At 70.4% G+C, this 24,027-nt stretch carries 24 protein-coding genes and 1 pseudogene; 16 read left to right on the plus strand and 9 right to left on the minus strand.

What is annotated here, in order from left to right:
• The 3 genes and pseudogenes from MHY20_RS10175 to proC all read left to right on the plus strand — a co-directional run.
• Positions 1–890 (plus strand): annotated as a pseudogene (locus MHY20_RS10175) (hypothetical protein); the annotation flags it as partial.
• Entirely contained in the window at positions 883–1,083 is a 201-nt protein-coding gene (locus MHY20_RS10180) for a hypothetical protein (RefSeq protein WP_183375759.1), read from the plus strand. The pseudogene MHY20_RS10175 and the gene MHY20_RS10180, both read left to right, overlap by 8 nt.
• 70 nt (positions 1,084–1,153) lie before the next feature.
• Complete coding sequence (gene proC, locus MHY20_RS10185; protein WP_183375757.1) at positions 1,154–1,966, plus strand: pyrroline-5-carboxylate reductase; 813 nt, start codon at positions 1,154–1,156, stop codon at positions 1,964–1,966.
• Between the two features lie 33 nt (positions 1,967–1,999).
• On the opposite strand, the gene MHY20_RS10190 is transcribed toward proC, so the two are convergent.
• Positions 2,000–2,665 carry a TrkA family potassium uptake protein gene (locus MHY20_RS10190; protein ID WP_183375755.1) on the minus strand — a complete coding sequence of 222 codons (666 nt, stop codon included), beginning with the start codon at positions 2,663–2,665 and terminating at the stop codon, positions 2,000–2,002.
• Between the two features lie 17 nt (positions 2,666–2,682).
• A complete protein-coding gene (locus MHY20_RS10195) occupies positions 2,683–4,071 on the minus strand; it encodes a potassium transporter TrkG (protein WP_183375753.1) in 1,389 nt (462 codons plus the stop codon).
• 106 nt (positions 4,072–4,177) lie between these two features.
• On the opposite strand from MHY20_RS10195, the gene MHY20_RS10200 reads away from it, so the two are divergent.
• The 4 genes from MHY20_RS10200 (at position 4,178) to MHY20_RS10220 (ending at position 9,288) form a co-directional block, all read left to right on the plus strand.
• Positions 4,178–5,407, plus strand: coding sequence for an acetoin utilization protein AcuC (locus MHY20_RS10200; protein WP_239376584.1), 1,230 nt, complete (start codon positions 4,178–4,180; stop codon positions 5,405–5,407).
• Between the two features lie 104 nt (positions 5,408–5,511).
• Positions 5,512–7,290 (plus strand): dynamin family protein, encoded by a 1,779-nt coding sequence (locus MHY20_RS10205; protein WP_239376585.1) that lies wholly within the window; start codon positions 5,512–5,514, stop codon positions 7,288–7,290.
• Positions 7,287–9,047 (plus strand): GTPase, encoded by a 1,761-nt coding sequence (locus tag MHY20_RS11680; protein ID WP_275436789.1) that lies wholly within the window; start codon positions 7,287–7,289, stop codon positions 9,045–9,047. The genes MHY20_RS10205 and MHY20_RS11680 overlap by 4 nt, the downstream gene beginning before the upstream one ends.
• Positions 9,048–9,189: 142 nt before the next feature.
• Positions 9,190–9,288: an AURKAIP1/COX24 domain-containing protein gene (locus MHY20_RS10220; RefSeq protein ID WP_005504750.1), complete on the plus strand. Its 99-nt coding sequence runs from the start codon at positions 9,190–9,192 to the stop codon at positions 9,286–9,288.
• Positions 9,289–9,360: 72 nt separating this feature from the next.
• Here MHY20_RS10220 and MHY20_RS10225 read toward each other — a convergent pair whose 3' ends face one another.
• The gene (locus tag MHY20_RS10225; protein WP_183375739.1) at positions 9,361–9,660 is read right to left on the minus strand and encodes a glutaredoxin family protein; all 300 of its coding nucleotides are present in this window, start codon (positions 9,658–9,660) and stop codon (positions 9,361–9,363) included.
• Positions 9,661–9,703: 43 nt separating this feature from the next.
• Positions 9,704–10,234: a YceI family protein gene (locus MHY20_RS10230; RefSeq protein ID WP_183375738.1), complete on the minus strand. Its 531-nt coding sequence runs from the start codon at positions 10,232–10,234 to the stop codon at positions 9,704–9,706.
• A 101-nt stretch (positions 10,235–10,335) separates the two neighbouring features.
• Here MHY20_RS10230 and MHY20_RS10235 point away from each other — a divergent pair, with 101 nt between their 5' ends.
• From MHY20_RS10235 to MHY20_RS10270, 8 genes are all read left to right on the plus strand, one after another.
• Positions 10,336–10,836, plus strand: a complete 501-nt coding sequence (locus tag MHY20_RS10235) for a MarR family transcriptional regulator (RefSeq protein WP_183375736.1) — start codon at positions 10,336–10,338, stop codon at positions 10,834–10,836.
• Positions 10,837–10,921: 85 nt separating this feature from the next.
• Positions 10,922–11,569 (plus strand): histidine phosphatase family protein, encoded by a 648-nt coding sequence (locus tag MHY20_RS10240; RefSeq protein ID WP_239376586.1) that lies wholly within the window; start codon positions 10,922–10,924, stop codon positions 11,567–11,569.
• Entirely contained in the window at positions 11,566–12,147 is a 582-nt protein-coding gene (locus MHY20_RS10245; RefSeq protein WP_239376587.1) for a TlpA disulfide reductase family protein, read from the plus strand. Before MHY20_RS10240 ends, MHY20_RS10245 begins: the two co-directional genes overlap by 4 nt.
• The gene (locus MHY20_RS10250) at positions 12,144–12,902 is read left to right on the plus strand and encodes a cytochrome c biogenesis protein CcdA (protein ID WP_239376588.1); all 759 of its coding nucleotides are present in this window, start codon (positions 12,144–12,146) and stop codon (positions 12,900–12,902) included. Before MHY20_RS10245 ends, MHY20_RS10250 begins: the two co-directional genes overlap by 4 nt.
• Positions 12,903–12,915: 13 nt before the next feature.
• Positions 12,916–14,595: a cytochrome c biogenesis protein ResB gene (locus tag MHY20_RS10255; protein ID WP_239376589.1), complete on the plus strand. Its 1,680-nt coding sequence runs from the start codon at positions 12,916–12,918 to the stop codon at positions 14,593–14,595.
• Positions 14,592–15,530 carry a c-type cytochrome biogenesis protein CcsB gene (gene ccsB / locus MHY20_RS10260; RefSeq protein ID WP_239376590.1) on the plus strand — a complete coding sequence of 313 codons (939 nt, stop codon included), beginning with the start codon at positions 14,592–14,594 and terminating at the stop codon, positions 15,528–15,530. The genes MHY20_RS10255 and ccsB overlap by 4 nt, the downstream gene beginning before the upstream one ends.
• Before the next feature lie 228 nt (positions 15,531–15,758).
• Positions 15,759–17,234, plus strand: a complete 1,476-nt coding sequence (locus MHY20_RS10265; protein ID WP_239376591.1) for a DEAD/DEAH box helicase — start codon at positions 15,759–15,761, stop codon at positions 17,232–17,234.
• A gap of 45 nt (positions 17,235–17,279) precedes the next feature.
• A complete protein-coding gene (locus MHY20_RS10270) occupies positions 17,280–18,038 on the plus strand; it encodes a fructosamine kinase family protein (protein WP_239376592.1) in 759 nt (252 codons plus the stop codon).
• On the opposite strand, the gene MHY20_RS10275 is transcribed toward MHY20_RS10270, so the two are convergent.
• The 3 genes from MHY20_RS10275 to MHY20_RS10285 form a co-directional block, all read right to left on the minus strand.
• Positions 18,029–18,919, minus strand: a complete 891-nt coding sequence (locus MHY20_RS10275; protein WP_239376593.1) for an alpha/beta fold hydrolase — start codon at positions 18,917–18,919, stop codon at positions 18,029–18,031. The two genes, MHY20_RS10270 and MHY20_RS10275, sit on opposite strands and share 10 nt — an antisense overlap.
• 28 nt (positions 18,920–18,947) lie before the next feature.
• On the minus strand, positions 18,948–19,559 hold the full coding sequence (locus MHY20_RS10280) for a PLD nuclease N-terminal domain-containing protein (protein WP_239376594.1): 612 nt from the start codon (positions 19,557–19,559) through the stop codon (positions 18,948–18,950).
• A gap of 81 nt (positions 19,560–19,640) precedes the next feature.
• Positions 19,641–21,155 (minus strand): HNH endonuclease signature motif containing protein, encoded by a 1,515-nt coding sequence (locus MHY20_RS10285; protein ID WP_239376595.1) that lies wholly within the window; start codon positions 21,153–21,155, stop codon positions 19,641–19,643.
• Between the two features lie 299 nt (positions 21,156–21,454).
• Between MHY20_RS10285 and MHY20_RS10290 the strand changes: the two genes are divergently transcribed.
• Positions 21,455–21,769 carry a DUF4229 domain-containing protein gene (locus MHY20_RS10290; RefSeq protein WP_183375714.1) on the plus strand — a complete coding sequence of 105 codons (315 nt, stop codon included), beginning with the start codon at positions 21,455–21,457 and terminating at the stop codon, positions 21,767–21,769.
• Positions 21,770–21,810: 41 nt separating this feature from the next.
• On the opposite strand, the gene MHY20_RS10295 is transcribed toward MHY20_RS10290, so the two are convergent.
• Together MHY20_RS10295 and MHY20_RS10300 are read right to left on the minus strand one after the other, a co-directional pair.
• Complete coding sequence (locus MHY20_RS10295) at positions 21,811–22,716, minus strand: 1,4-dihydroxy-2-naphthoate polyprenyltransferase (RefSeq protein WP_239376596.1); 906 nt, start codon at positions 22,714–22,716, stop codon at positions 21,811–21,813.
• A 9-nt stretch (positions 22,717–22,725) separates the two neighbouring features.
• A complete protein-coding gene (locus tag MHY20_RS10300; protein ID WP_239376598.1) occupies positions 22,726–23,964 on the minus strand; it encodes an AMP-binding protein in 1,239 nt (412 codons plus the stop codon).
• Between the last annotated feature and the right edge of the window lie 63 nt (positions 23,965–24,027).

Below are 24,027 nucleotides of genomic sequence, written 5' to 3' on the forward strand. Positions count from 1 at the left end.
CCGCCGCCCCCGAGCCCACCGAGCAGGCAGCCGGCGAGCAGCAGGCCGACGGAGCCTCCGAGTACGCCGAGCAGGAAGCCGACGAGCAGCAAGCCGACGGAGCCCCCGACCCCGCCGAGCAGGAAGCCACCGAGTGCGCTGAGGATGCCGGTGAATCCGCGGACGCGTCGGAACCCGTCGGCCACTCCGCCGCCGACGTCGCGCCCCTGCCGGAGCCCACCCCTGAGGTGTCCGAGGACGACGCCACCGCCGACGCCACGCCGGCGATCCGCTTCGCCGAGGGCGGCGACTCCCACATCGACGCCCTCGTGGCCGACCTCGCGGACCGTCTGCAGGAGCGCGGCCTCCACACCGAGCTCGACTACGGCCTCTCCCACGACCGCATCGAACTCGCCGTCGGCCACCGGGACCTGCCGGGCCGCCTCCTCGTGGCGGTGGAGACCGACGGAGCCCGCTACGCCACCACCGCTGACCAGCGCGAACGCGACCGGCTTCGCACCGAACGCCTCGAAGCCGCGGGCTGGGTCGTGGAGCGCGTCTGGTCGTGGGCCCTGTTCATCGACCCCGAAGGCGAAGCGGACCGCGTCACGCGCACGGTGGAGCGGGCGCACGCGTTCTGGATGGAGCGCCTCCAGGAGCCGGTGGCACGCGCCGGCACCACCCGCCATCGCCTCCCGCGCCCCAAGGTGCCGGCAGGCCACCCGCTGTCGTTCTACGGCGCGGAGGACTTCGACGCGGTCGTCGCCTACATCTCCAGTGACGGACGTGCCCGCCTCACCGAGCAGCTCGCCGCCGAAGTGCGGGAGTTCCTCGGCTTCGAGCAGCGCTCCCTGCTGCTGGATGTGTCCGTGTCCTCCGCGATCCGCCGCTACCAGGAGAGCCATGACTGATCGGCGCTCACCCACGCTCGGAGAGTCGCGCCCGGGCCGCGTCGTGGTCTCGTCGGTCACCGGGAAGCCGATGGAGCAGCCCGTACGCCGCGGCGGCCCGCGCATCGTGCCCAACCGCACCGAGGACGACGCGGCCGTGGACAGCAACGACGACCGCCTCCGGCAGGACGTACCGCCGCACTGGGGGCGCTGACGGCCCCGCACCCCGTTCGATCCGCACCGCACCCGACCCGGGCGCACGCCCGGCCACCAGGAGGAGAACCGTGACGAAGCAGCCCACCATCTTCATGCTCGGCGCCGGCAGCATGGGCGGCGCCGTCGCCACCGCGATCCGCCGCTCCGGCATCGACGCGCAGAACGTCCACGTCATGAACTCCCGCCCGGAATCCACCGAGCGCGCCGCGAAGGAGTACGACCTCACGCCCGCCGACTCGCTCGAGGACGCCGTGCGCGAGGCCGACATCATCATCCTCGGCATCAAGCCGTACCAGCTCGCCGCCCAGCTGCCGAAGCTCGCCGAGCACCTCAGCGCGGACACCCTCGTGGTGTCCCTCGCGGCCGGCGCCACCATCGACACGCTGCGCGAGCACCTCGGCGGGCACGAGAAGATCATCCGCACCATGCCGAACACCCCGGTCGCCGTCGGCTCCGGCGTCGTCGCCGTGATGCCCGCCGACGCCGTCACCGACGAGGAGACCGCGACGGTCGAGGAGCTGTTCGCAGCGTCCGCCGACGTGGTGCGGGTCCCGGAGGACAAGGTCCACCAGGTGATCGGCGCGGCCGGCTCCGCGCCCGCGTTCATGTTCTACGTCGCCGAAGCGATGATCGACGAGGGCGTCATGCAGGGCCTCACCCGCGACCAGGCCGCCGAGATGGTCATCGCGACCATGGCGGGGTCTGCGAAGCTGCTGCAGGAGCAGGGCCTCAGCCCCGCCGAGGCGCGCTACCGCGTCTCCAGCCCCGGTGGCACCACGGTGCGCGGTGTCGCCGCGCTCGAAGAGGCCGGGGTGCGCGTGGGCCTGGCGAAGGCGATGCGCGCCGCCGCCGACTGGTCGCGCCACATGGAGGAGGGCTGATCCGGCCTGTTCGGGGCCGACGGGCGCCGGCGCTCAGGGCCGGTTCGCGAACCGTTCGATCAGGTCCGTGTGGCCCGACACGATCAGCGTGTCATGCACCGCCACCTTGGTTGTCGGTGCCGCGTACGTGAAGTCGCGCCCCGGTGACTTCACACCCACCACGGTCACGCCGTACTTCGAGCGGATGTCCGATTCGGCGAGGGTGAAGCCCTGGATCTCCCGCGGCGGCCGCATCTTCACGATCGCCCAGTCGTCGTCGAACTCGATGTAGTCCAGCAGGTGGCCGTTCACCAGGTGCGCCACCCGCTGACCGGCGTCCTTCTCCGGGAACACCACGTGGTGGGCTCCGATCCGCTCCAGGATCTTGCCGTGCGAAGCGGAGATCGCCTTCGCCCAGATGATCGGGCCGGCGAGGTCCACGAGGTTCGCGGTGATCAGCACACTCGCCTCCACGCTCGTGCCCACACCGACCACGGCGACGTCGAACCCGGCGGCGCCGACCTGGTGGAGGGCGTCCATGTTCGTGCCGTCGGCTTCGACGACGTGGGTGAGGCGGCCGGAGTACTCCTGCACCAGGTCGGGCCGGGAGTCGATCGCGAGCACGTTCGTGCCGAGCTTCTCCAGCGTCAGGGCGATGGACGCGCCGAAGCGGCCCAGGCCGACGACGAGGACGCCGTCGCCTCTGCGATTGTCGGGCATAGGTCTCCTCTGATGTGTCAGCCGATGATCGGCCGCTCCTCGGGCAGGCGGATGATCCTCGGACGCGTGCGCATCGCCAGGGCGGCGCCGACGGTCACGGGACCCAGTCGGCCCACGAGCATACAGGTGACGATCGCGGCCTTCGCCGGAGTGGACAGGTCCGCTGTGATGCCGGTGGACAGGCCGACCGTGCCGTACGCGGACAGCACCTCGAACAGCACCTGGTCCAGCCCGTACGGGGTGAGGCGCAGCATCACCAGGGTGGCGAAGAAGATGACCATGACGGAGATGGCGAGCACGCCGATCGCCTGACGGATCGTGTCCTCCGGGATGCGGCGGCCGAACGCCTCCACATCGCGGTCACCGCGGACCTCCGCGATGATCGCGAGCATCAGGATCGCGAACGTGGTCACCTTGATGCCGCCGGCGGTGGAGCCGGAGCCGCCGCCGATGAACATCAGCAGGTCCTGCACCACCCACGACTCGGGGTGCATCGCGCCCACGTCGATCACGGACAGGCCGCCGGAGCGCGGCATCACGCCGGTGAACAGCGCGGCCAGCATGCGATCCTTCAGCGGCAGGCCGCCGAAGGTGTCCGGGTTCGTCCACTCAAGGGCGGTGATCGAAACAATGGCGAGCAGCAGAAGCAGTGTGGATCCCGCGATCGTCATCTTCGCGTGCAGCGTCCACTTCGCGGGGTGGTTCCAGTGGCGGAACAGCACGAGGATCACGGGGAAGCCGAGGGACCCGGTGAACACGGCGGCGGCGACCGGCAGCACGAAAGCGGGCTCGCCCACGTACTGCAGGGTGCCTTCGGCTTCGTGCACGAAGCCGACGTTGTTGAAGGAGGAGATGCCGTAGTAGAGGGCGTCGAACAGGGCGGTGGGGACGGACGCGCCGCGGGACAGGAAGAACGGGGCCAGCGACAGGAACGTCAGGGTCTCCAGGGCCGTGGAGGTGATGACGATGGTCTTCAGCACCCCGCCCACCTGGTCCAGCTGCTGCGCCTTCGTCTCGCGGGCCGTTACGATGCGCTGCGCGAGGCCCATCTCCCGCATCACGGACAGGCCGAGGAGGGACGCCACGGTGAGCACGCCGAAGCCGCCCACCTTCATCGCCGCCATGATGACGATGTTGCCGAACAGGCTCCACTGGTGCGCCATGTCCAGGGTGGTCAGGCCCGTCACGCACACGGCGGACACGGCGGTGAACAGAGCGTCGATCAGCGGCGGGGAGGTCCCGTCGGCGTTGGAGATCGGCAGCCACAGCAGCAGCGTCACCAGGCCGATGATGCCGAGGAAGGCGATCATCGCCAGGCGCGCAGGCGAGGTGCGGGTCCGCGCGGCGTTCTGGACGATCCGTCCCAGCGCGCTCTTCGACCCGCGACTCTTCGCGGCTTTCTGCATGCGTGTGCTCCCGACCCATTGGATGTGACCGGCCGGGCCCGGACCGGTCAGGACGCCCAGGGGACGTCGCCGGCGATTGTACGCGCCCTGCGCTACCCTCGTAACCATGACGAGACCAGGCGAAACAGCCGTTGTCTGGGATGACGCGCTGTGCGCCTACGACTTCGGCCCCGCGCACCCCATGGACCCCGTTCGGCTCGAGCTCACTGCCGCGCTCGCACGGTCGTTCGGGCTCTTCGACCTTCCGCGGGTGCGCCTGATCTCCGCGCCGGTGGCCGACGGGTCCGTCCTGGAGACGATCCACGACCCCGTGTTCGTCCAGGCGGTGCGGGATGCGTCCGCTGCGGGGCTGAACCCGTCGGCTGAGGAGCGCACGCACCTGAACCGGTGGGGGCTCGCCACCCCCGAGGTGCCGATCTTCCCCGGCATGGACGAGGCCTCGGCCCGGCTCGTGGGAGGCAGCATCGCCGCGGTCACCGAGATCCTGGAGGGCCGCTGCGAGCGCGCCGTCAGCTTCTCCGGAGGAATGCACCACGCGAAGTCCGGTTTCGCCGGTGGGTTCTGCGTGTTCAACGATGCCGCGGCCGCCATCGCGGCGGCGCTCGCGGCGGGGGAGGAGCGCATCGTCTACCTCGATCTGGATGTCCACCACGGCGACGGGGTGGAGCAGATCTTCTGGAACGACCCGCGCGTCACCACGATCTCCATTCACCAGAGCGGCGACACCCTCTACCCCGGCACGGGGTTCATCCAGGACAGCGGCGGGCCGGCCGCCCCCGGCACGGCGATCAACATTCCGATGCCGGCGGGGACGCGCCCGGAGGACTGGCTGCGCGCGATCGACGGCGCGATCGACCCCCTGATCCGTGCGATTCGCCCCACCCTGCTGGTCACCCAGCACGGGGCCGACTCCCACAGCATCGATCCGCTGGCCGACATGGACCTGACGATCGAAGCGCAGCGCGCAGCGATGCTGATGTGCAGGGACCTCGCAACGACCGCGGCGGGCGGCCGCTGGCTGGCGCTCGGCGGCGGCGGGTACTCGGTGGCGGACGTGGTGCCGCGCTCGTGGACCCACCTGGTGGCGGTCGTGGTGGACGCCGACATCGATGCCGATGCGCCGATCCCCGAGGAAGAGCTGCAGCGGATGTGGGACGGGGCGCACCGCACCGGTGCGGTGCCGCCGCGGGCCTTCACCACGATGGGCGATGGGTCCGAGCCGGTGTTCAGGCCGTGGAGCGCAGGGTTCAACCCGGAGCATCCGGTGGACCGCCTGGTGCAGTCGGTGCGGCGCGTGCATTTCCCCGAATGGGGCCTGGACCCGCTGTACGACTGATCCGTCGGTCCCACGGCGTGAGGTGCACCGCCCGCCCCGCGCCCTGAGCCGCACCGCCGGCCCCGCCGGACGGCCGCGCAGGTGCCGACCGTTACTGTTGTGTTATGACCGAGACACCCACGCGCACCGTCACCGAAGCGGCGCGCGCTCACCTCGCCGACCTGCGGATCCCCTTCGACATCCGCGGGTCCAGCGCCGCTGAGCGCACCGCCCGCCACCTGCGCGACCAGCTCGCCGACCACATCGAACCGCGCATCGCCTCCCTCGACGCGCCGCTGCTGGCCGTCGTCGGCGGCTCCACCGGTGCCGGCAAGTCCACCCTCGTCAACTCCCTCGTGGGGCACGAGGTGACCCGCTCAGGCGCGATCCGCCCCACCACGCGCCAGCCGGTGCTCCTCCACAATCCGAAGGACGCCGCCTGGTTCGAAGGCCCCCGCATCCTGCCGAACCTGCCGCGCGTGACCCGCCGCTCCGCCGCCGACGAAGTCCCCGGCTCGCAGTCCGCCGCCGGCCTCAACCTCGTCGCCGACGACACCATCCCCACCGGCATCGCCGTCCTCGACGCCCCAGACATCGACTCCGTCGCCGCCGCGAACCGAGAGCTCGCCGGGCAGCTGCTGCGCGCCGCAGACCTGTGGATCTTCGTCACAACCGCCCACCGCTACGCCGACGCGGTCCCCTGGGACGTCCTGTCGCAGGCCGCGGCCCGCGACATCACCGTCTCCCTCGTCATGAACCGCATTCCGAACCAGCCGGGCGTCGCCGAGGAGCTCGGCGGGCACCTGCAGGAGATGATGGCGGAGCGCGGAGTCGACGCGGCGACCGTGTTCCGCATCCACGAGGCACCGCTGACGGACGACGGCCTCATCCGCGGCCCCGAAGTGGATGCTCTGCGCTCATGGATCCTGTCCCTAGCCGGGGACTCCGGCCAGCGGACCGCCATCGCCCGCCGCACCCTGGCGGGCGCGCTCACCAATGCCGCCGACGCCCTCGAGCAGGTCGCGGAGCACGTCGGTGAGCAGCAGAGCGAACAGGACCGCCTCGCAGGCATCGTCCGCTCCGAGTTCGACACCGCCTCCGAAGCGATCGCAGAGGTCACCCGCGACGGCGCCCTGCTGCGCGGTGAAGTTCTCGCCCGCTGGCAGGACGTGGTCGGCACCGGTGAGTTCTTCAAGGGCGTGCAGGGCTGGGTGTCCCGCATGCGCGACCGCATCACGAACGCGCTGACGGGCACCGCGAAACCCGTGGTGGATGCGCAGAGCGCGATCGAGACGGGCCTGGTCTCCGTGGTGATCGATGAATGCGCCAACGCCCGCACCCGCACGGTCCGCCAGTGGGGCTCGCATGAGGCGGGCACCTCGGTCCTGCAGTCCGAGCCGGGGCTGGAGCGTCAGCTGCTCGCGGTCGACGAGCGGTTCCGTCGGCAGGTGGAGGACCAGGTCCGATCCTGGCAGCGCGATGTCCTCGATCTCGTGTCCCGGGAGGGGCAGGACCGCCGGCAGAAGGCGCGGATCCTGTCGCTGGGTGTGAACGTCGTCGGCATTGCGCTCATGGTGGTGGTGTTCGCCTCCACCGCGTTCATCCCCACCGGGCTCGAAGTCGGCGCCGGCGCCACCACCGCAGTCGTCGGCCAGAAGCTGCTGGAGTCGATCTTCGGGGATGAGGCGGTGCGCCGCCTCGCCCGGGTCGCCCGGCAGCAGCTCGACGACCGCCTCAACGCCCTGGTGGACGCGCAGGCCGCTGACTTCGCACATGTCCTGGCAGAGCACCCAATCCCCGTCGGCGAGGAGGTTCTGCGCGCCGACGCCGCCCAGCTGCGCGACCTCACCACTCAGCTGCGCAGCGGCACCGGCGACCAGCCGGCCGACGGGGGCGATCGATGACGACGATCAGCGACCGCCTCCGCGCCCTGGAGGATCTGCGGACCGTGGGCGGACCCCTGCTGGACGACGCCGCCACCGGCGAGCTCACAGCCCTGGACGCACGCGTGCGCGAACGCGTCGGCCTGTCCGCCGAGCACACCGTGGTGGGCCTGTTCGGTGCCACCGGCTCCGGCAAGTCCACCCTCTTCAACGCGCTCGCGGGTGAGGAGGTCTCCCGCGTCGCGGTGCGCCGGCCCACCACCGCACAGCCGGTCGCCGCAATCGTGGAGAACCGCACGTCGCCCGAGCTGGAGGATGAGGCGCACCGCCTGCTCGACTGGCTGGAGGTGAGTGAGCGGCACATCGTCAGCCCCGACGGCGCCGATCCCCGGGTGATCCTCGTGGACATGCCCGACTTCGACTCCGTTCAGGCCGCGAACCGCGCTGTCGCTGAGCGCCTCGCCGACCTCGTCGACGTCGTGGTGTGGGTGAGCGACCCGGAGAAGTACGCCGACCGAGTGATGCACCAGGAGTTCATCGCCCGCTTCGCGTCGCACCGCGCCGTCACCCTCAGTGTCATCAACCAGATCGACCGCGTCCGCGACCGCGATCGCGACGCTGTTGTGCAGTCCTTCGCCGAGCTGCTGGGGGCCGACGGGCTCCCCGGCGCTGAGGTGCTCGCCACCTCGGCCCGCACCGGTGAGGGCGTGCGAGAGCTGCTGCAGGCGGCGTCGCGGGTTGCGAAGCAGAAGGAGGCGATCGCCCAGCGCCTCACCGCTGACTTCCAGGCCACCGCGGCACGGGTCGGGCCGATGCTCGGCGCATCCCAGCCGGAGGCGCCGAAGCGGTCCGCGCTGCGCAGCGCGGTCACCGGTGGCCGCACGAAGCATCAGGACTTCCGCGTCCCGGGCCTGCCGGACACGGTGCCGACTGAGGCGCACGACGGCCTCGTCGACGCCTGCTCCCGCGCCGCCCAGGTCGATGCGATCGCCCGCGCTGTCGGCGACTCCTACATCCACCGCGCCTCCCGGAGCACGGGCTGGCCGGGAACGCGCTGGCTGCGGAGCTTCCGCCCCGACCCGCTCGCCCGGATGCGCCTCGGCTTCGCGCCCGCGTCCCGCCACGGCAGGGCTGTGACCGCCGGAGGGGCCGACGGGTCCGCCGCGGGGGAGGGGCAGCCGGAGTTCGTCTCCCGCAGCTCCCTGTCCCTGGATGCGCCGGGCTCCCGCGCCGTCATCACCCGCGGCGCCGACAGGTTCGCGGAGGTCACCGCCGGTGATGCGCCCGCGCCGTGGCCCGCCCGACTGCGCGACGTGGTCGATGCGGAGGCGGAGCATCTGCCCGACGGCCTCGACTATGTGCTGACACACACGCAGCTGCCGGGGACGGGGCGCTCCTGGTGGTGGCTGCCGCTCAACATCATCCAGTGGCTGGCGCTGCTGGTCGCCCTCGCGGGCCTGGGCTGGCTGCTGGGCCTGTCGGCGCTGGGGTTCTTCGGGATCCCGCAGCCGGAGCTGCCGATGGTGCAGGGCCTGGGCTTCCCTCTGCCGGTGCCAACGGCGATGATCATCCTCGGGCTCGGCCTCGGCATCGTGCTGGCGGTGCTCTCCACTCTGCTGGCGCGGGTACGGGCTGGGTCCCTGCGGTCGGCGGCGCGGCGCCGCCTGCGCACATCGATCGCCTCGGCGATCGACGACACAGTGGCCGACGCCGCTCAGGAGGAGCTGGACCGCGCTCGATCCGTGGAGGGGGCGCTGAGCACGCTCGCGCGAGCGTGACCCGCCCTCCGGCCGTCCCGGGGAGGGCCGTGAGCGGTCTCACCACGCCACCGCCTGGCCTCCTGCGCGTTGCCGGCGTGTAAAATAATGCAACGTCTGTGTTCAAGCGAACCGCTATTCGTCATCGTGAAATGAGGTCACTATGGGTTCCGTCATCAAGAAGCGTCGCAAGCGCATGTCGAAGAAGAAGCACCGCAAGCTTCTTCGGAAGACGCGCCACCAGCGTCGCAACAAGAAGTGATCGACCATCACGCAAGCAGCGGGCGCCCCGATATCTGATCGGGGCGCCCGCTGCTGTGTTCTGGGCTTCTGGTCAGCGCGGTCCGCGGCGGCCGAAGCCGCTGGGGAACCCGATGAGGGGTCGGCGGCGCTTCTTCTTCAGCGCCCGGCGCAGCTCCTGCTCGGTGACGCGGTACACGGCGACGACCTCGCCGTCCACCATGATCACCGGGATCTCCAGTGACCAGCGGCGCTTGAGATCGTCGTCCTCATCGATATTGCGATGGTCCACCGCCTCGCCGAGCTCGTCGGCGACACGGTGGACCACGGCGGAGGCCTCCACGCAGAGGTGGCAGCCGGGCCGGTCGAGGACGGTGATGCGTGCGGAGGTCATGGCCTCACGCTACCGCAGCCGTCGTCGGCCGGAGGGGGACGGATCAGGCGGTCGGGGCCACGAATTCGGCCTCGATGGTGATGCGGACGTTGTCCGAGACCATCACGCCGCCGGCTTCGAGGGCGGCGTTCCAGGTCAGGCCGAACTCCTTACGGGAGACGGTGGTCTCAGCGGCGACGCCGGCGCGCTTGGTGCCGAACGGGTCGGTGACCACGCCGCCGAACTCGTAGTCCAGTTCGACCGGCTTGGTGATGCCCATGATGGTGAGCTCGCCGGCGAGCTTGTCGCCCTTGACCTCGGTGGAGGTGAAGGTGATGGTCGGGTTCTTCTCGGCGTCGAAGAAGTCGCCGGACTTCAGGTGGTTGTCGCGGTCGGCGTTGCCGGTGTTGATGGAGTCGACCTGCAGGGTGGCGGTGTACTTCACGTCGTCCTTGCCGTCGCCCACGACCATGGAGCCGTCGATGGAGTCGAACTGGCCGCGGACTCGGGAGATGCCGGCGTGACGGACCGTGAAGCTGGCCGCGGAGTGAGCGGCGTCGAGGGCCCAGGTGCCAGTGGTGAGATCGGTGGTCATTGCGTCTCCTTCGAAGAGTTCGGAATCGGGGCCTTGCGCCCCGGCTTGTTGAAACTTAAACTATCCGGAGAGCCGTCGCGAACGCAAAGGAAGTGTGACTCATGGCACCAACGAACGGTAATGAGCCCCGCTGGCTCTCCCCTGAGGAGCAGCGCGCCTGGCGGGTGTTCCTCTACACCACCACCCGCCTGCGCGAAGCGCTCTCGCAGGCGCTCGAGCAGGACCCCGAGGTGTCCCTCACCCTCGCCGAGTACGAGATCCTCGTGCGCCTGTCCGAGGCGCCCGGCGGCCACGCCCGCATGTCGGAGCTCGCCGATCATGTGGTCCACTCCCGCTCCCGCCTCACCCACACGGTGACCCGCCTGGAGAAGCGGGGCCTGGTGGAGCGTCAGCGCTGCGCCTCCGATGGGCGCGGCCGCGAAGCGCTCCTCACCGCCGACGGGCGGGCCCTGCTCGAGCGCGCCGCACCGGTGCACGTGGCGAGCGTCCGCGCCCAGCTCGTCGACCCCCTCGGCACCGACGGCATGGTCCGCCTCGGTTCCCTCCTGTCCGCCCTCCTCACCGAGGACGAACGCGCCGAGATCGCCGCCACACCCGAGTAGCCCCCGTCGGCCCCGACGGGACCGGCCCGGCCGGGATTGCTACCGTGGGGCAGTCATCCATCGGGAAAGAAGGAGCCGCGGCAGCATGGTCGACACGGTCATCCACCTCGTCCGGCACGGCGAAGTGCACAACCCGGACAGGATCCTCTACGGGCGCCTGCCCGGCTACCGGCTGAGCGAGCGCGGCGAGAAGATGGCGGAACTGGTCGCCGACCACCTCGCCAGCCGTGACATCACGGCTGTGACCGCCTCCCCGCTGCTGCGCGCCCAGCAGACCGCCGCGCCGATCGCACAGCGCCACGGCCTGGGCGTCGGCACCGATGACCGCATCATCGAATCCACCAACCACTTCGAGGGCCTGCGGGTGGGCCACGGCGAAGGCCGGCTCACCAACCCCCGCCACTGGCCGCACTTCCGCAACCCGTTCACCCCCTCCTGGGGCGAGCCGTACCGCGAGCAGGTCGCCCGGGTGCGCGCCGCCGTGCGGGATGCGAAGAACACCAACGAGGGTCACGAGGCAGTGCTGGTGCTGCACCAGCTGCCGATCTGGGTGACGCGCCTCGCCGCCGAAGGCCGGCCCCTGTTCCACGATCCGCGCCGGCGCCAGTGCGGGCTGTGCTCCGTGACGTCCCTGGTGTTCCGCGGAGACCATCTCGATCACGTTGAGTACGCCGAACCCGCAGCCGAGCTCTACAGTGGTGCCGTCGATGCCACTGGAGGAAAGCTCACATGACCAACCCGACCCTGTCGCGCCGCCACCTGGTCGGCGCACTCGGCGCGCTGACCACCACCGCTGTCTTCGCTGCCTGTGGAACCGACACGAACTCCCGCTACGACACCGGCTTCGTCGCCGGTGACGGCGTCACCACGGAGATCGACCCGGCGGACCGCGGCGATGCGGTCGACTTCACCGCCACCGCCTACGACGGCACGGACATCGCCCTTGCTGACTGGCGCGGGAAGCCGGTGGTCCTCAACGTCTGGTACGCCTCCTGCGCCCCCTGCCGCAAGGAAGCGCCCGACCTCAAGGCGATCGCCGGCGACTACGGCGAGAAGATCCACATGCTCGGCATCAACGTCCGCGACGGCGCGGGCACCGCCAAGGCGTTCGAGGAGAACTTCGCGATTCCGTACCCGTCGGTCCCCGACCTCGACGCGCAGATCATGTACAAGCTCCGCGGCCAGGTGTCGCCGAACGCGGTGCCCTCCACCCTCGTCCTCGATGACGAGGGCCGGGTCGCCGCCCGCATCTCCGGCATCGCCGACCCCAGCATCCTGCGCGCCATGATCGATCGGGTGCTCAGCGAATGAGCGGCCTGCGCGAAGCGTTCCAGTCCACGATCCTGTCCGGCTCCCTCGTCCTCGCGGTGGCCGTGGCGGCGCTCGCCGGCATCGTCGCGTTCCTGTCGCCGTGCGTGTTCCCCGTGGTCCCCGGCTATCTGGGGTACGTCTCGGGGCTCGCGGGTCAGCGGGAGCAGGGCGGCCGACGGGGCCGCATGGTGGCCGGAGCGCTGCTGTTCATCGCCGGTTTCACGGTCGTGTTCATGGTGATCGGCGGCTTCGTCGGCGCCCTCGGCTACCAGCTGCAGGCGCACACCACGTGGATCAACCGCATCGCCGGCGTCATCGTGATCCTCATGGGCCTGCTGTTCATCGGCCTGTTCCCGGCGTCGCTGTCGGGGGAGAAGCGCATCTCGAAGCGGCCGGACGCGGGTCTGCTCGGCGCGCCCCTGATGGGGATGGTCTTCGGCTTCTCGTGGACGCCGTGCATCGGCCCCACGTTCGCCGCCGTCACGTCCCTCGCGCTCGACGGGGCGTCCGCGGAGCGCGGCGCGATCCTCGCCCTCGCGTATTCGCTGGGCCTGGGTCTGCCGTTCGTGCTGTTCGCGATCCTGTTCGACAAGGCTATCGGCGTGTCCTCCTGGCTGAAGCGGCATCGCCGGGCGATCACCACGATCGGCGGCGTCATCCTCATCATCATCGGCACCCTTCTGCTGACGGGCCAATGGGCGAGGTGGATGGATCAGCTGTCCGTCATGACCGGCACGTTCGAGACTGTGATCTGAGGAGGGGACGAGCATGAGCACCGCCGCACCTGAACCGGCCGCGCCGGATTCCGCAGCGCCGGAGTCCGCCGCGTCAGGCCCGAAGAAGCGGCCCACCCTGCCCTCCCTCGGGCTGATGGGCTGGCTGCGCTTCCTGTGGCGTCAGCTGACCAGCATGCAGACCGCGCTGATCCTGCTGATGCTGCTGGCGATCGCCGCGGTCCCCGGCAGCCTCTACCCGCAGCGCTCCGTCAACCCCGGCCTCACGGAGCAGTACCTGCAGGAGCATGGGAAGACCGCCGAAATCCTCGACAAGCTCGGCATGTTCGATGTCTTCGGCTCCGTCTGGTTCTCCGCGATCTACCTGCTGCTGTTCGTCTCCCTGATCGGCTGCGTGATCCCCCGCCTGCAGGTGTACCTCCGACAGGTGGTGGCGAAGCCGCCCGTGACACCGCGGCGCCTCACGCGGTTCACCGGCTACACGGACGTCACCCTGGACCCGTCGGCCCTCCCCGCCGCCACGAGCGCCGACGCACCCAGCGCTGACGGCAGCCCCACGAGCGCCGCCGACCTGCGCGACCGCTTCGCCCAGCGCCTGCGCCGTTCGCGCTACCGCATCCGCACCACCGAGGACGAGCGCGGCTTCGCCGTCTCCTCCGAACGCGGCTACCTGCGCGAAGCCGGCAACCTCCTGTTCCACGTCGCACTGCTGGGCGTCCTGATCGGTGTGGCGATGGGCCACCTCACCAGCTACCGCGGCCAGGTGACCGTGGTCGAGGGGGAGGGGTTCGCCAACTCCCTCACCCGCTACGACTCGTTCGAGGCGGGCCCCTGGTTCGATGAGACGAGCCTGCCGCCGTTCCGCTTCACGCTCGATGAGTTCCGCGCCGAGTTCAACACCGACACGACCAATCCGCGCGAGTTCGGCAAGCCCACCAAGTTCGAGGCGGATGTCACCGCGTCCGACCCGGACCAGCCGGAGTTCACGAAGACTGTGCGCGTCAACCAGCCGCTGAACCTCGGCGGCTCCGGCATCTACCTGCTCGGCAACGGCTACGCCCCCGTGCTCACCGTCACGGACCCGAAGGGCCGCGTCATCGCGGACGGCCCCGTCATCACGGTCCCGCAGGGCCTGCACTACACCTCGCAGCTGGTGCTGAAGATGCCGGATGCTCGACCGAAGCAGATGGCGGTGGTGGGCATCTTCGCCCCCACGATGGTGATCGACGACAAGGGCCCCCACTCGGAGTACGCGGGCCTGGTGAACCCGGAGATCGCCCTCACCGTCCACACCGGCGACCTCGGCCTGGACGGCGGAGTTCCGCAGAACGTGTTCCAGATCGATGTCCAGAAGCTCGACCCGGTGACGAAGGCCGACGGCTCCCCGATGCTGATCCGGCTGGGGCCCGGTGAAACGACGAAGCTGCCGGACGGCACCACGATCGAGTTCACCGATGTGAAGCGCTTCGCCGCGTTCGATGTGAAGCGCGACCCGTGGGAGGGCTTCACCCTCGCGATGGCGCTCGCCTCGATCGTGGGGCTGGTGGCGTCCCTGTTCATTCCGCGTCGACGCATCTTCGTGCGCGTCGCCGAGACCAGTGAAGGTCTGCGCCTGGAGGCCGCCGGCCTGGCGCGCAGCGAAGACTACCGCCTGCAGCAGGATGTGCAGGAGCTCGTGGCTGAGGTCACGGGCAGGAAGGAAGCAGACGAGTGATCAACGAGCAGCTCGCGCAGTTCTCCACCCTCGCGCTGGTCACCGCCATCGCGATCTACGTGCTGGGCTTCATCGCCTTCACGGTGGACGCGGTGCGCGGCACCCAGGTGCGCAGCGATGCCCGCCTCGAATCCGGCGGCGAGGGCCCGCGCCCCACCGCGGACGAAGCGGGAGCGATGACGGCGCTGAAGTTCGCCATGACCGTCACGGTGGTGGGCGGCATCATCCACGTGGCGGGTGTGGTGATGCGCGGCATCGCCACGGGCCGCGTCCCGTGGGGCAACATGTACGAGTTCTCGATGACCGGCTCCGCCGCGGTCACCGTGATGTTCCTGCTGATCTGCCTGCGCAACCGCGACCTGCGGCACCTGGGCGCATTCCTGTACGGGCCGATGCTGCTGCTGATGATGGTGGCGCAGACCGCCTGGTACCTGCCGGCCGCGCACCTGACGCCTTCGCTGCAGAACTCGTACTGGCTGGTGATCCACGTGTTCGTCGCCATTCTCTCCTGCGCCCTGTTCACCCTCGGTGCGGTCACATCGGTGCTGCAGCTGGTGCGGGCCCGCTGGGAGGAGAAGCACGGTGGAGAGGCTGAGTCGAGGGGTCTGCTGGCGCGCCTGCCGTCGGCGAAGACGCTGGAGCAGCTGAGCTTCCAGATCAACGCGATCGGCTTCGTGCTGTGGACGTTCACCCTGATCGCCGGTGCGATCTGGGCGAAGTACGCGTGGGGCCGGTACTGGGGCTGGGACCCGAAGGAAGTGTGGACGTTCATCATCTGGGTGGTGTACGCCGCCTACCTGCACGCCCGCGCCACCCAGGGCTTCCGCGGCAACCGCGCAGCCTGGTTCTCCCTGGTCGGGTTCGTCTGCGTCATCTTCAACTTCACCGTGGTGAACACGGTGATCAACGGCCTGCACTCGTACTCCGGTCTGTGATGAACGGCTCCGCCCTTCGGGTGCGGACCTGCACGTGCACTACCGTGGGGTGAGTGAGGCCCGCCCTGTTCTGCTGCGGCCTCTCGGCGCGACCCACCGGCGCAGTCGTCTGCGCTCGCCCGCAGACTCCGATGCTGCCGCGGCCCTGGTGATCGAGTCCCGCCGCTCCGCCGCCCGGCGGACAGCCCGTGTGCTCCGTGCAGGACACCGACCCGATAGGCCTCTTCTTTGTCTGACTTCGTTTCGCTGGGTGTTCCCCAGCCGTTCGCCGCTGCTCTTCGTACGCGCGGCATCACCACTCCGACTCCGATCCAGGCGGCGACGCTGCCGGATTCCCTCGAGGGCCGCGATGTCCTCGGCCGTGGCCGCACCGGCTCCGGCAAGACCTTCGCATTCCTCCTGCCGACGGCGACCCGCCTGCTGCGCAGCGAGGCCCGACGCACCTCGAAGCGCCCCCGAGCGCTGATCCTCGCGCCCACCCGTGAGCTCGCCAGCCAGATCGCCGAATCGTTCGAACCGCTGGGCCGCGCCGTTGGCCTGAACTGGGTGACGGTGTTCGGCGGCGTGGGCCAGAACCCGCAGGTGCGGGCCCTTGCCGACGGCGTGGACGTCCTCATCGCCTGCCCAGGCCGCCTGCTCGACCTGATGGGTCAGGGCGCTGTGGACCTCGGCGGGGTGGAGATCACCGTGCTCGACGAAGCGGACCACATGGCCGATATGGGCTTCCTGCCGATGGTTAAGCGGATCCTGGACCGGGTCCCGCAGCGGGGCCAGCGGATGCTGTTCTCCGCCACCCTCGACAACGGCATCGATGTGCTGGTGAAGCGCTACCTCCACCAGCCGGTGGTGCACGAAGCGGATTCGGCGCATTCGCCGGAGGCCGCCATGGAGCATCATGTACTGGAGGTCGACGGCGGCGACAAGGTCCGCGTGGTGGCGGACCTCGCGGCGGCGCCGGGCAAGACGATCGTGTTCACCCGCACGAAGCACGGCGCGAAGAAGCTCGCGAAGAAGCTGCTGGCGATGGGGGTGCCGGCGGTTGACCTGCACGGCAACCTGGGCCAGAACGCCCGCACCCGCAACATGGAGGCGTTCCATTCCGGCCGGGTGGAGACCCTGGTGGCGACCGATATCGCCGCCCGCGGCATTCACGTGGACGATGTGGCACTGGTGGTCCATTCGGATCCGCCGGCGGAGCACAAGGCATATCTGCACCGTTCCGGCCGCACGGCGCGTGCTGGTCAGGCCGGCACCGTGGTGACGATCGCGACGCCGGAGCAGCGCGGAGAGGTGCGTTCGCTGATGCGCGCGGCGAAGATCACCGCCGCCCGGTCATCGGCGGACGATGAGGCGCTGCGGGCCCTCGCACCGGGTGAGCGCACGTTCCTCACCCGCGCTGAGGCGGAGAAGCAGGCGCAGCCGCATCTCGCGGAGCAGGGCGGCCAGCAGCGCGGCCGTCAGCAGCGCGGCGGCCAGGGCCGGGCCCGTGCGTCGCGCTCCGGTCAGGGCCGTTCCGGCTCCTCCCGCGGCGGCGATGCCCGCGGCGGCGGGCAGGGCGGCCGTGGTCGCTCCCGGGGCCGACGGGGCCGCGGCGGCGCCGCGTCCGGCCAGCAGAGCGCGCAGTCGGCGCGCTCCGGTGGGCAGTCGGCCCGCTCAGCTGGTCTCGCGTCGTTCTCCGCCGGCGGGGGTCGACGCTCCCGCTGACCCGCATCCAGCACAGCATCCGTCGGCCGGTGAAGGAGGCCCACCGTGAACAGTCCGCAGGAGTTCCGCAAACAGGGGGAGTCGCGTGCGCACCGCTGGGAGGCGGCAGGGCTGCGCTGGCTCGCCGAGGCCGATGGCGGCGCCCCCGTGGTTGCGGTCCTCGACATCCGCGACGACGCGCTGATCCTGGAGCGCCTGGAGGACGGGCACCCGTCGGCCGAGCAGGCGCGGCAGTTCGGGGCGGCGCTCGCGCGCACGCACGGAGCGGGGGCCGACGGGTTCGGTGTCGGCCCGCCGAGCTGGGACGACGATCACGGGTTCGGGCTGCAGGGACCCGCTGGGGAGCAGATTCGACTGGATCTGGCGGCGCCGGGCGACTTCGACCACTGGGGTGCGATGTTCGCCGATGCGCGACTCGCACCCCTCAACGAGCACGCCCGCATTCCCGAGATCGACGCGGTGTGTTCTCGTCTGCGCGCCGGCGAGTTCAGTGACGACGCCCCGCCAGCCCGGATCCACGGTGACCTGTGGGCCGGCAATGTTCTGTGGACGCCGCGCGGCGGTGTTCTGATCGATCCGGCGGCGCACGGCGGACACCGGGAGGATGACCTGGCGGCGCTGCACCTGTTCGGCGCGCCGCACCTGGAGGAGATCATCGCCGGGTATGAGAGCGTCTCACCGCTGGCCGACGGGTGGCAGGACCGGGTGGGGCTGCACCAGCTGCACCTGCTGATGCTGCATGTGGTGCTGTTCGGCGGGCCGTATCGGGAGCAGACCCGCCGGGTCGCCTCCCGCTACACCTGAGCTGCGGCCGTCTTCTGGTCAGCGCGCAGGAAGGTGCGCAGTGCGCTGATGAATGCGTCGGGCTGGTCGGCGTGCACCCAGTGGCGGGCGTTCTTGATCGTCACCTGCAGCACGGATGGGAACAGGGCTCGCATGACCGGCAGGTCCTCGGGGCGGATGTAGTCGGAGTCAGCGCCGGCGATCCACAGAACCGGGCCGGTGAAGGATGAGCCATCGATCTCGTTTGCGGGCCAGTCCTTGATCTGGTCGATGGCGCGGTGCAGGAGCGGGAAGTTCGGCTGCCAGTGGAAGCCGTCGCCGGTGGGGCTGTCCTTGTGGGATCCGGCGCGGTGAGTGCGGCTGAGGTTCTGCAGGAGGAATGCGCGGACAGACGCGTCGGGAACGTCCGCGGCGAGTCGGCGGTCGGCGTCGGTGCGGCCGGTGAGGGAGTCGAGGTCGAGGCGCGCGAGCGTGTCGAGGAGGTGCTCGAAGTCGCCGCGGCCGGAGGGGGAGTCGCCGTTCGGGCCGCCGTCGCCGACGGGTGCGATGTCGACCACGACGAGGCGGCGCACGAGGTCGGGGTGTCGCAGGGCGATCAGCATGGCGACTTTGCCGCCCATGGAGTGGCCGACGATGTCGACGGGGCCGCCGGCCGCGATGCCGTCCCGCAGGTGCTCGGCGACGATGTCGGCGGTGCTGGTATAGGAAAAATCCTCGGTCCAGGCGGACATGCCGTGGTTGGGCAGGTCGATGAGGTGGCAGCGGAAGCCGGGCTGCATGCCTTTGGCGATGCTGCTGAAGTTGCGGCCGCGGCCGAACAACCCGTGGATGAACACGACGGGGGCCCCGTCGCCGTCTCCGATCTCGACCGCGGCGACCTGCGGCTTCTCGTTGTCGTTCATGGCATCACCCTATCCGGGCGGGGAGTCCTCAATGAGTCGGATCGTCGCCCGTCGACCCGGTCTCGGGGGTATCGCCGGTTGACCCGGTCTCGGGGGTATCGCCGGTTGACCCGGTCTCGGGGGTATCGCCTGCCCTGGGGCCGTCGGTGTGCGGACCTCGCGCCTGCGGACCTCGTGCCTGCGGATCTCCTGGGCTCCGCTCCGCGGCAGTGGAGCCGCCGCGTTCCTGTTGGCGACGCTCGAGTTCCGCCTGTTTCGCCGCGCGATGCTGTTCTTCGATGCGTCGGCGGCGTTCGGCGCGGATCTCCCGGTCGAGCTTGGCGAGGAATTCGGGATCGTCGTCCGGCGCGAGGGGGCCGGTGCGTGCGCGTTGACGGCGCCGATTTCCCCAGCCGAGCGCCGACAGGTTCTGCCGCCCTGGGCCGTTCCCGCCGTTGCTGGTGCCGGTGCCGGTGAGGGCGCGGCCCTCCTTGCCGGCGAGGAACCACGTGATGGGGCCGACCCAGGGGATGAGCACGATGAACATGGCCCACACGAGCTTCGGCATGACCTTCACTTCGCGCTCTTCGGACTGCACACAGTCCGCGAGGGCGTAGATGGCCAGGGCGATGGTGACGATGATGATGAGCGGCCGCAGCATGCAGACAGTCTAGGCGGGCCCGCGCAGTGCAGGGGCGGGCCCGCGCAGTGCAGGGGCAGGCTCGCGCTGCCGGCCTGGTCATCAGAACGGCGGGGGACCTGGATCTGCTCCGGATGTGGGCGGCGGGTCCTCTCCACCGGACCCGTCGAGCCCGTGTCGGCGGGCGTGATGCGCCCAGGCGGAGCGAACGAAGGCGTACTCGGATGCTGCGATGAGGTCATCGGCGTCGGTCCTGTCGGCGACGAGCCTGTCGGCGATCGTCCACCGGGTCCGACCGGTTGATCGGCCCGGCTTCGGGCCGTGGATCCGAACCGGGTCCACCGCTTTCGCTGTCTTCACCTGATGGTGGCGCGTGCAGAGCAGGTGGAGGTTCTCCATCTCGGTTCGACCGCCGCTGTGGGGATCGCGGTGGTTGAACTCGACGATGTGGTCGGCTTCGATGCGGGCCCCGTTGGTTCGGCGTGTGCACCCGGGCGCTGCGCACATGCGGTTGCGCAGACGCAGGTGCTGCAGCATCTGCGGCGTGGGGCGGTACCGGGTCGCGGGGACCGGCAGGATCGCCCCGGTGGCTTCGTCCTGCAGGATCCGCAGCCAGATGCTGCTGCGACCGGCGAGGTCACGCGCCATGTCCGCCGGAATGACGTGGTCCCCGTTGATGGTGCCGGGCAGGTCGCTCTTCCCGAGGAGGGTGAGCGCCGGAACCTGGACGAACATCTGGAAGCGGGGTTCGGGGATGCGGAGACCGTCATTCGTGAATTCGGCGCTGGTGATGAGGATGCTGCGCAGCGCGCTGACGGACAGCGGCCTCTGTTTGAGCGCGGCGATCCCGTCGGGATCGAACGGGACGTCCTCACCCCGCTCCAATGCGTGCTTCTGCTGCAGCTGTGCGGCGCGGGCGGTTCGGTCCAGCCTGTCCGCCATGTCGATCATCGTGGGCGCCGGGCCGGTGATGATCATCGAGAGAGCACCCGGGTGCTCAGGATCGGGCGGCAGAAGGCGGGCGTCCCGCATGGGCGGCGGGGCTTCGTCCACGGCGCGTTCGAGTTCCCGCAGGTAGACGGCGAGTCGGCGCATGCCGTGGTCGAGATCGGCGGGGTCGGCCGTGAAGTCCCACTCGGCCAGGAGATCATCGCCGCGGCGGAGGATCTCCGGTGACCGATGGCGGGTCCGGTGCAGCAGGAGGGAGAACTGGTCGGCGGTGATCTCCCCGCGTTCGAGCCGGGAGAGGGTCGTCGGCAGCGCGGTGACGGCGCGGTGGGCGTCCTGGATCCGCCGGGTGGCGCGGTCGTTGGTGGTGTGCAGGCCGACGGATGCGATGAGTTCGTTCTGCGCGGCGACGAGGAGATTCGCTTCTGTGCTGGTGTCGTCGAGATGCAGCGGGGCCAGCAGCCTGTACTCGCGTGCGGCGTGCTCGGCGGCAGCACGAGTGAGGGCTGACAGGGCGTGGGCTCGGTCGCGGGCTGCACGGTCGGTGTCGGGCAGGGCGGCGAATTCGGTGACGCCGACGGTGTCGTCTCGGCGCTGCACCGGACGGGGAGCTCGCGGCTCGCGCCGGTTCGGACGGTCGTCGGCGCTGTCCGTGCTGCGGGGTGTCATGAGCTCTCCTCTCGTCGGTGCGAGCGCGGGCAGGAGCCAGCGCTGGTGAACCCGCCGGGTGCGCGAGGGTGCGCTGACCCGACGCTCCGTGATGAAGAGAGAGGAGGGGTGTCACGGAGGTTTTGCGTTCGATGCTATCCCGATCTATGATCGACGTCAAGCATGAGTGCAACAGGTGTTCGAAGGCAGTGAGGGGGTGCGGATGGCTGTCAGTGGGAATCGTTCCGCGACCAGGTGGCCGAGAGGGACCCGTCACGGGCCCGCGCGGGACTGCCGGAGGCGGCGCTAGCCTGGAGGGCATGCGTTCGATTCTTCTGTTCTCTCTGCTCCGGCTAGCGGTCTTCGCCGTTGCCTGGTTCCTGCTCGCGGTTCTGATGCCGTCGGTTCCGTGGATCTGGACCGGGATCCTGGCCGCGGTCATCGCCATGCTGGTGTCGATCCTCCTGCTGGGTAAGCAGCGCCAGCAGGTGACCGAAGAGATGCAGCGCCGGGGCGCTGAGCGCCGAGCGAAGGCGGAGAAGAAGAGGGCTGCGGGCCGCCGTTCTGTTGCCGACGAAGACGCCGAAGCCGAGGACGCCGTCATGGACGCCCGGGAGTCGGCCGGAGACCGCTGAGGATCCTGGCCTGCTCGCCTCAGGCTGAATGCGAGCGCTGATCAGGGCAGGCTGAGTACGAGCGTGAGGATCGGCCCGATCAGCAGCAGCAGGCCGACCGCCGCCTCCAACTTGCCCGCCGCACCGAGAACGGGGATCAGACTGCGCCCAGTGGCGTGCTCAGCGACAACCAGGCGAAGCGGGTGCACGGTCAGAACCACCGCGATCAGGGTGATCACCACACCGATGTTCACGATCGTGTACGGGATGACCAGGAGGAACGGCACGAGGAGTGTCGCCGCGAACAGTCGCCGAGTGCGGGCATCGCCGAGTCGTACAGCGAGCGTGCGCTTGCCGGCGACCTCATCGGTGGGAATGTCGCGCAGGTTGTTCGTCAGCATGACGGCGCAGGCGAGCAGGCCGATCGCTGCAGCGACCAGCACATCCTCCCAGCTGGTGCGGCCGGTGATCAGATAGCTGGTGCCCATCACGGCGACCAGGCCGAAGAAGATGAACACCATGACTTCACCGAAGCCGAGGTAGCCGTACGGCCTCTTCCCGCCGGTGTAGAACCATGCCGCCAGAACGCAGGCCACGCCGACCAGCAGCATCCACCATGCGCCGGCCAGTGCGACGAGCACGAGTCCGAACAGGCCGCCGATGCCGAAGCTGAGGAACGCGGCTCGCTTCACCGTTGATGCCGGCGCCGCTCCGGACCCGGTGAGGCGGAACGGCCCCACGCGGTCCTCGTCAGTGCCGCGGATGCCGTCCGAGTAGTCGTTCGCGTAGTTCACCCCCACCTGGAGGGCGAGCGCGAGACCGAGGGAGAGGAGGCCGCGCACAGCAGTGGTGGCGCCGAGGAAGCCCGCATGGTGGATCGACAGGCCCACACCCGCTGCCACCGGCGCGAACGCCGCGGGAAGAGTGCGGGGGCGAGCCCCTTCGATCCACTGGCTCACCGATGCCACAGGCGCTCCTTACTCGCGGATGAGGCGCCGGGCGAGATCCGCGGCGCGAACCCGATCCACCTTACCGGGGGCCAGCATCGGGAGGTCGTCCACGACAAGGGTGATCTTGGGGACGCTCGCAGAGCCCAGCCTTGCGGCGCGCACCGCGTCCGGCACCGTTTCCCGCAGGAGCTCCGGGCCGGGCCGTTCCACATCTGCGCCGCCAGGGTGTGCCGGTTCGGCGGGGACCACCAGCGCGACGACCTTCTGCCCCCACTCGTCGTCCGGCACGCTCGTCACGAGCGCCGCCGCGGCCGACGGGTGCTGACAGATCGCCTGCTCCACCTCCACCGGGTTGACCTTGGCGCCACCGGTGATGATGACGTGGTCGGCGCGGCCGCGGATGGAGAGGGTCCCGTCGGCCCCCAGATCCGCGAGATCGCTGGTGACGAAGCGGCGCACCCCGGCGGCGCCGCCCGCAGTGGAGGGCACCGATTCGAAGGCGCTGAGCTCACCCTCGTCGGAGAGATAGCCGCGGGCCACGCACGGCGCGGTGATGACGAGGCGGCCCTCATCATCGAGGGACAGGTCCACACCCGGCAGGGGGCGGGCGCTGTACACGCAGCCGCCGGCGGTCTCCGACGACCCGTACGTCGTGACGAGGCGAAGTCCGAGGTCCCGCCCCTGTCGCAGCAGGGCCGCCGGGGTGGCGGCGCCGCCCACGAGGATCGCCGAGAACCGCCGCAGCTGCTCGAGAACAGCCCGGTCCGGGTCGCGCAGCAGACGCTCCAGCTGGGTCGGCACGAAGGACGTGAACAGGGGGCCGTCGGGTGCGTCCCACTGCTCCATCGCCTCCAGCACCGTGCGCGCGGTGAACGACGCTCCCAGGTCCGGCAGCGGCCCGAGTGCGCCGTGCGGGTCGGTGAGGCCCCGCTCCTCGGCGGTGCGCAGCGCCCGTGCGACCACCTGCACGCCCGCGATGTGGGTGGGCGGCAGGAACGGCAGCCACGCCCCGTGCCCGCCGAGCGCCTCAGCGGTCGCGGTCTGCGAGGCCCGCAGCGTCGGCAGGGTGTGGGCGACGGCCTTCGGGGCGCCGGTGGAGCCGGAGGTCGGCAGCACGAGGGCGTACTGGGCTCCGATCGACTGCGGTGGTGCGAACGGGGCGAGCCACACGAGGGTGGCGCCGTCGGACATGCCGGTGAGGGCGTCCACGTAGCGGGCGAAGGAGTCGCGGGTGCCGGTGAACGGGCCGGGGGCGAGCAGGCGCATGCAGTCCTTTCAGCGGGGATCAGGGCCGACGGGTCAGCCCCGCGGGTGGGGGCGGGTCAGCCC

The organism is Helcobacillus sp. ACRRO (genome assembly GCF_022347125.1).
GTDB classification, from domain to species: Bacteria; Actinomycetota; Actinomycetes; order Actinomycetales; family Dermabacteraceae; genus Helcobacillus; species Helcobacillus massiliensis.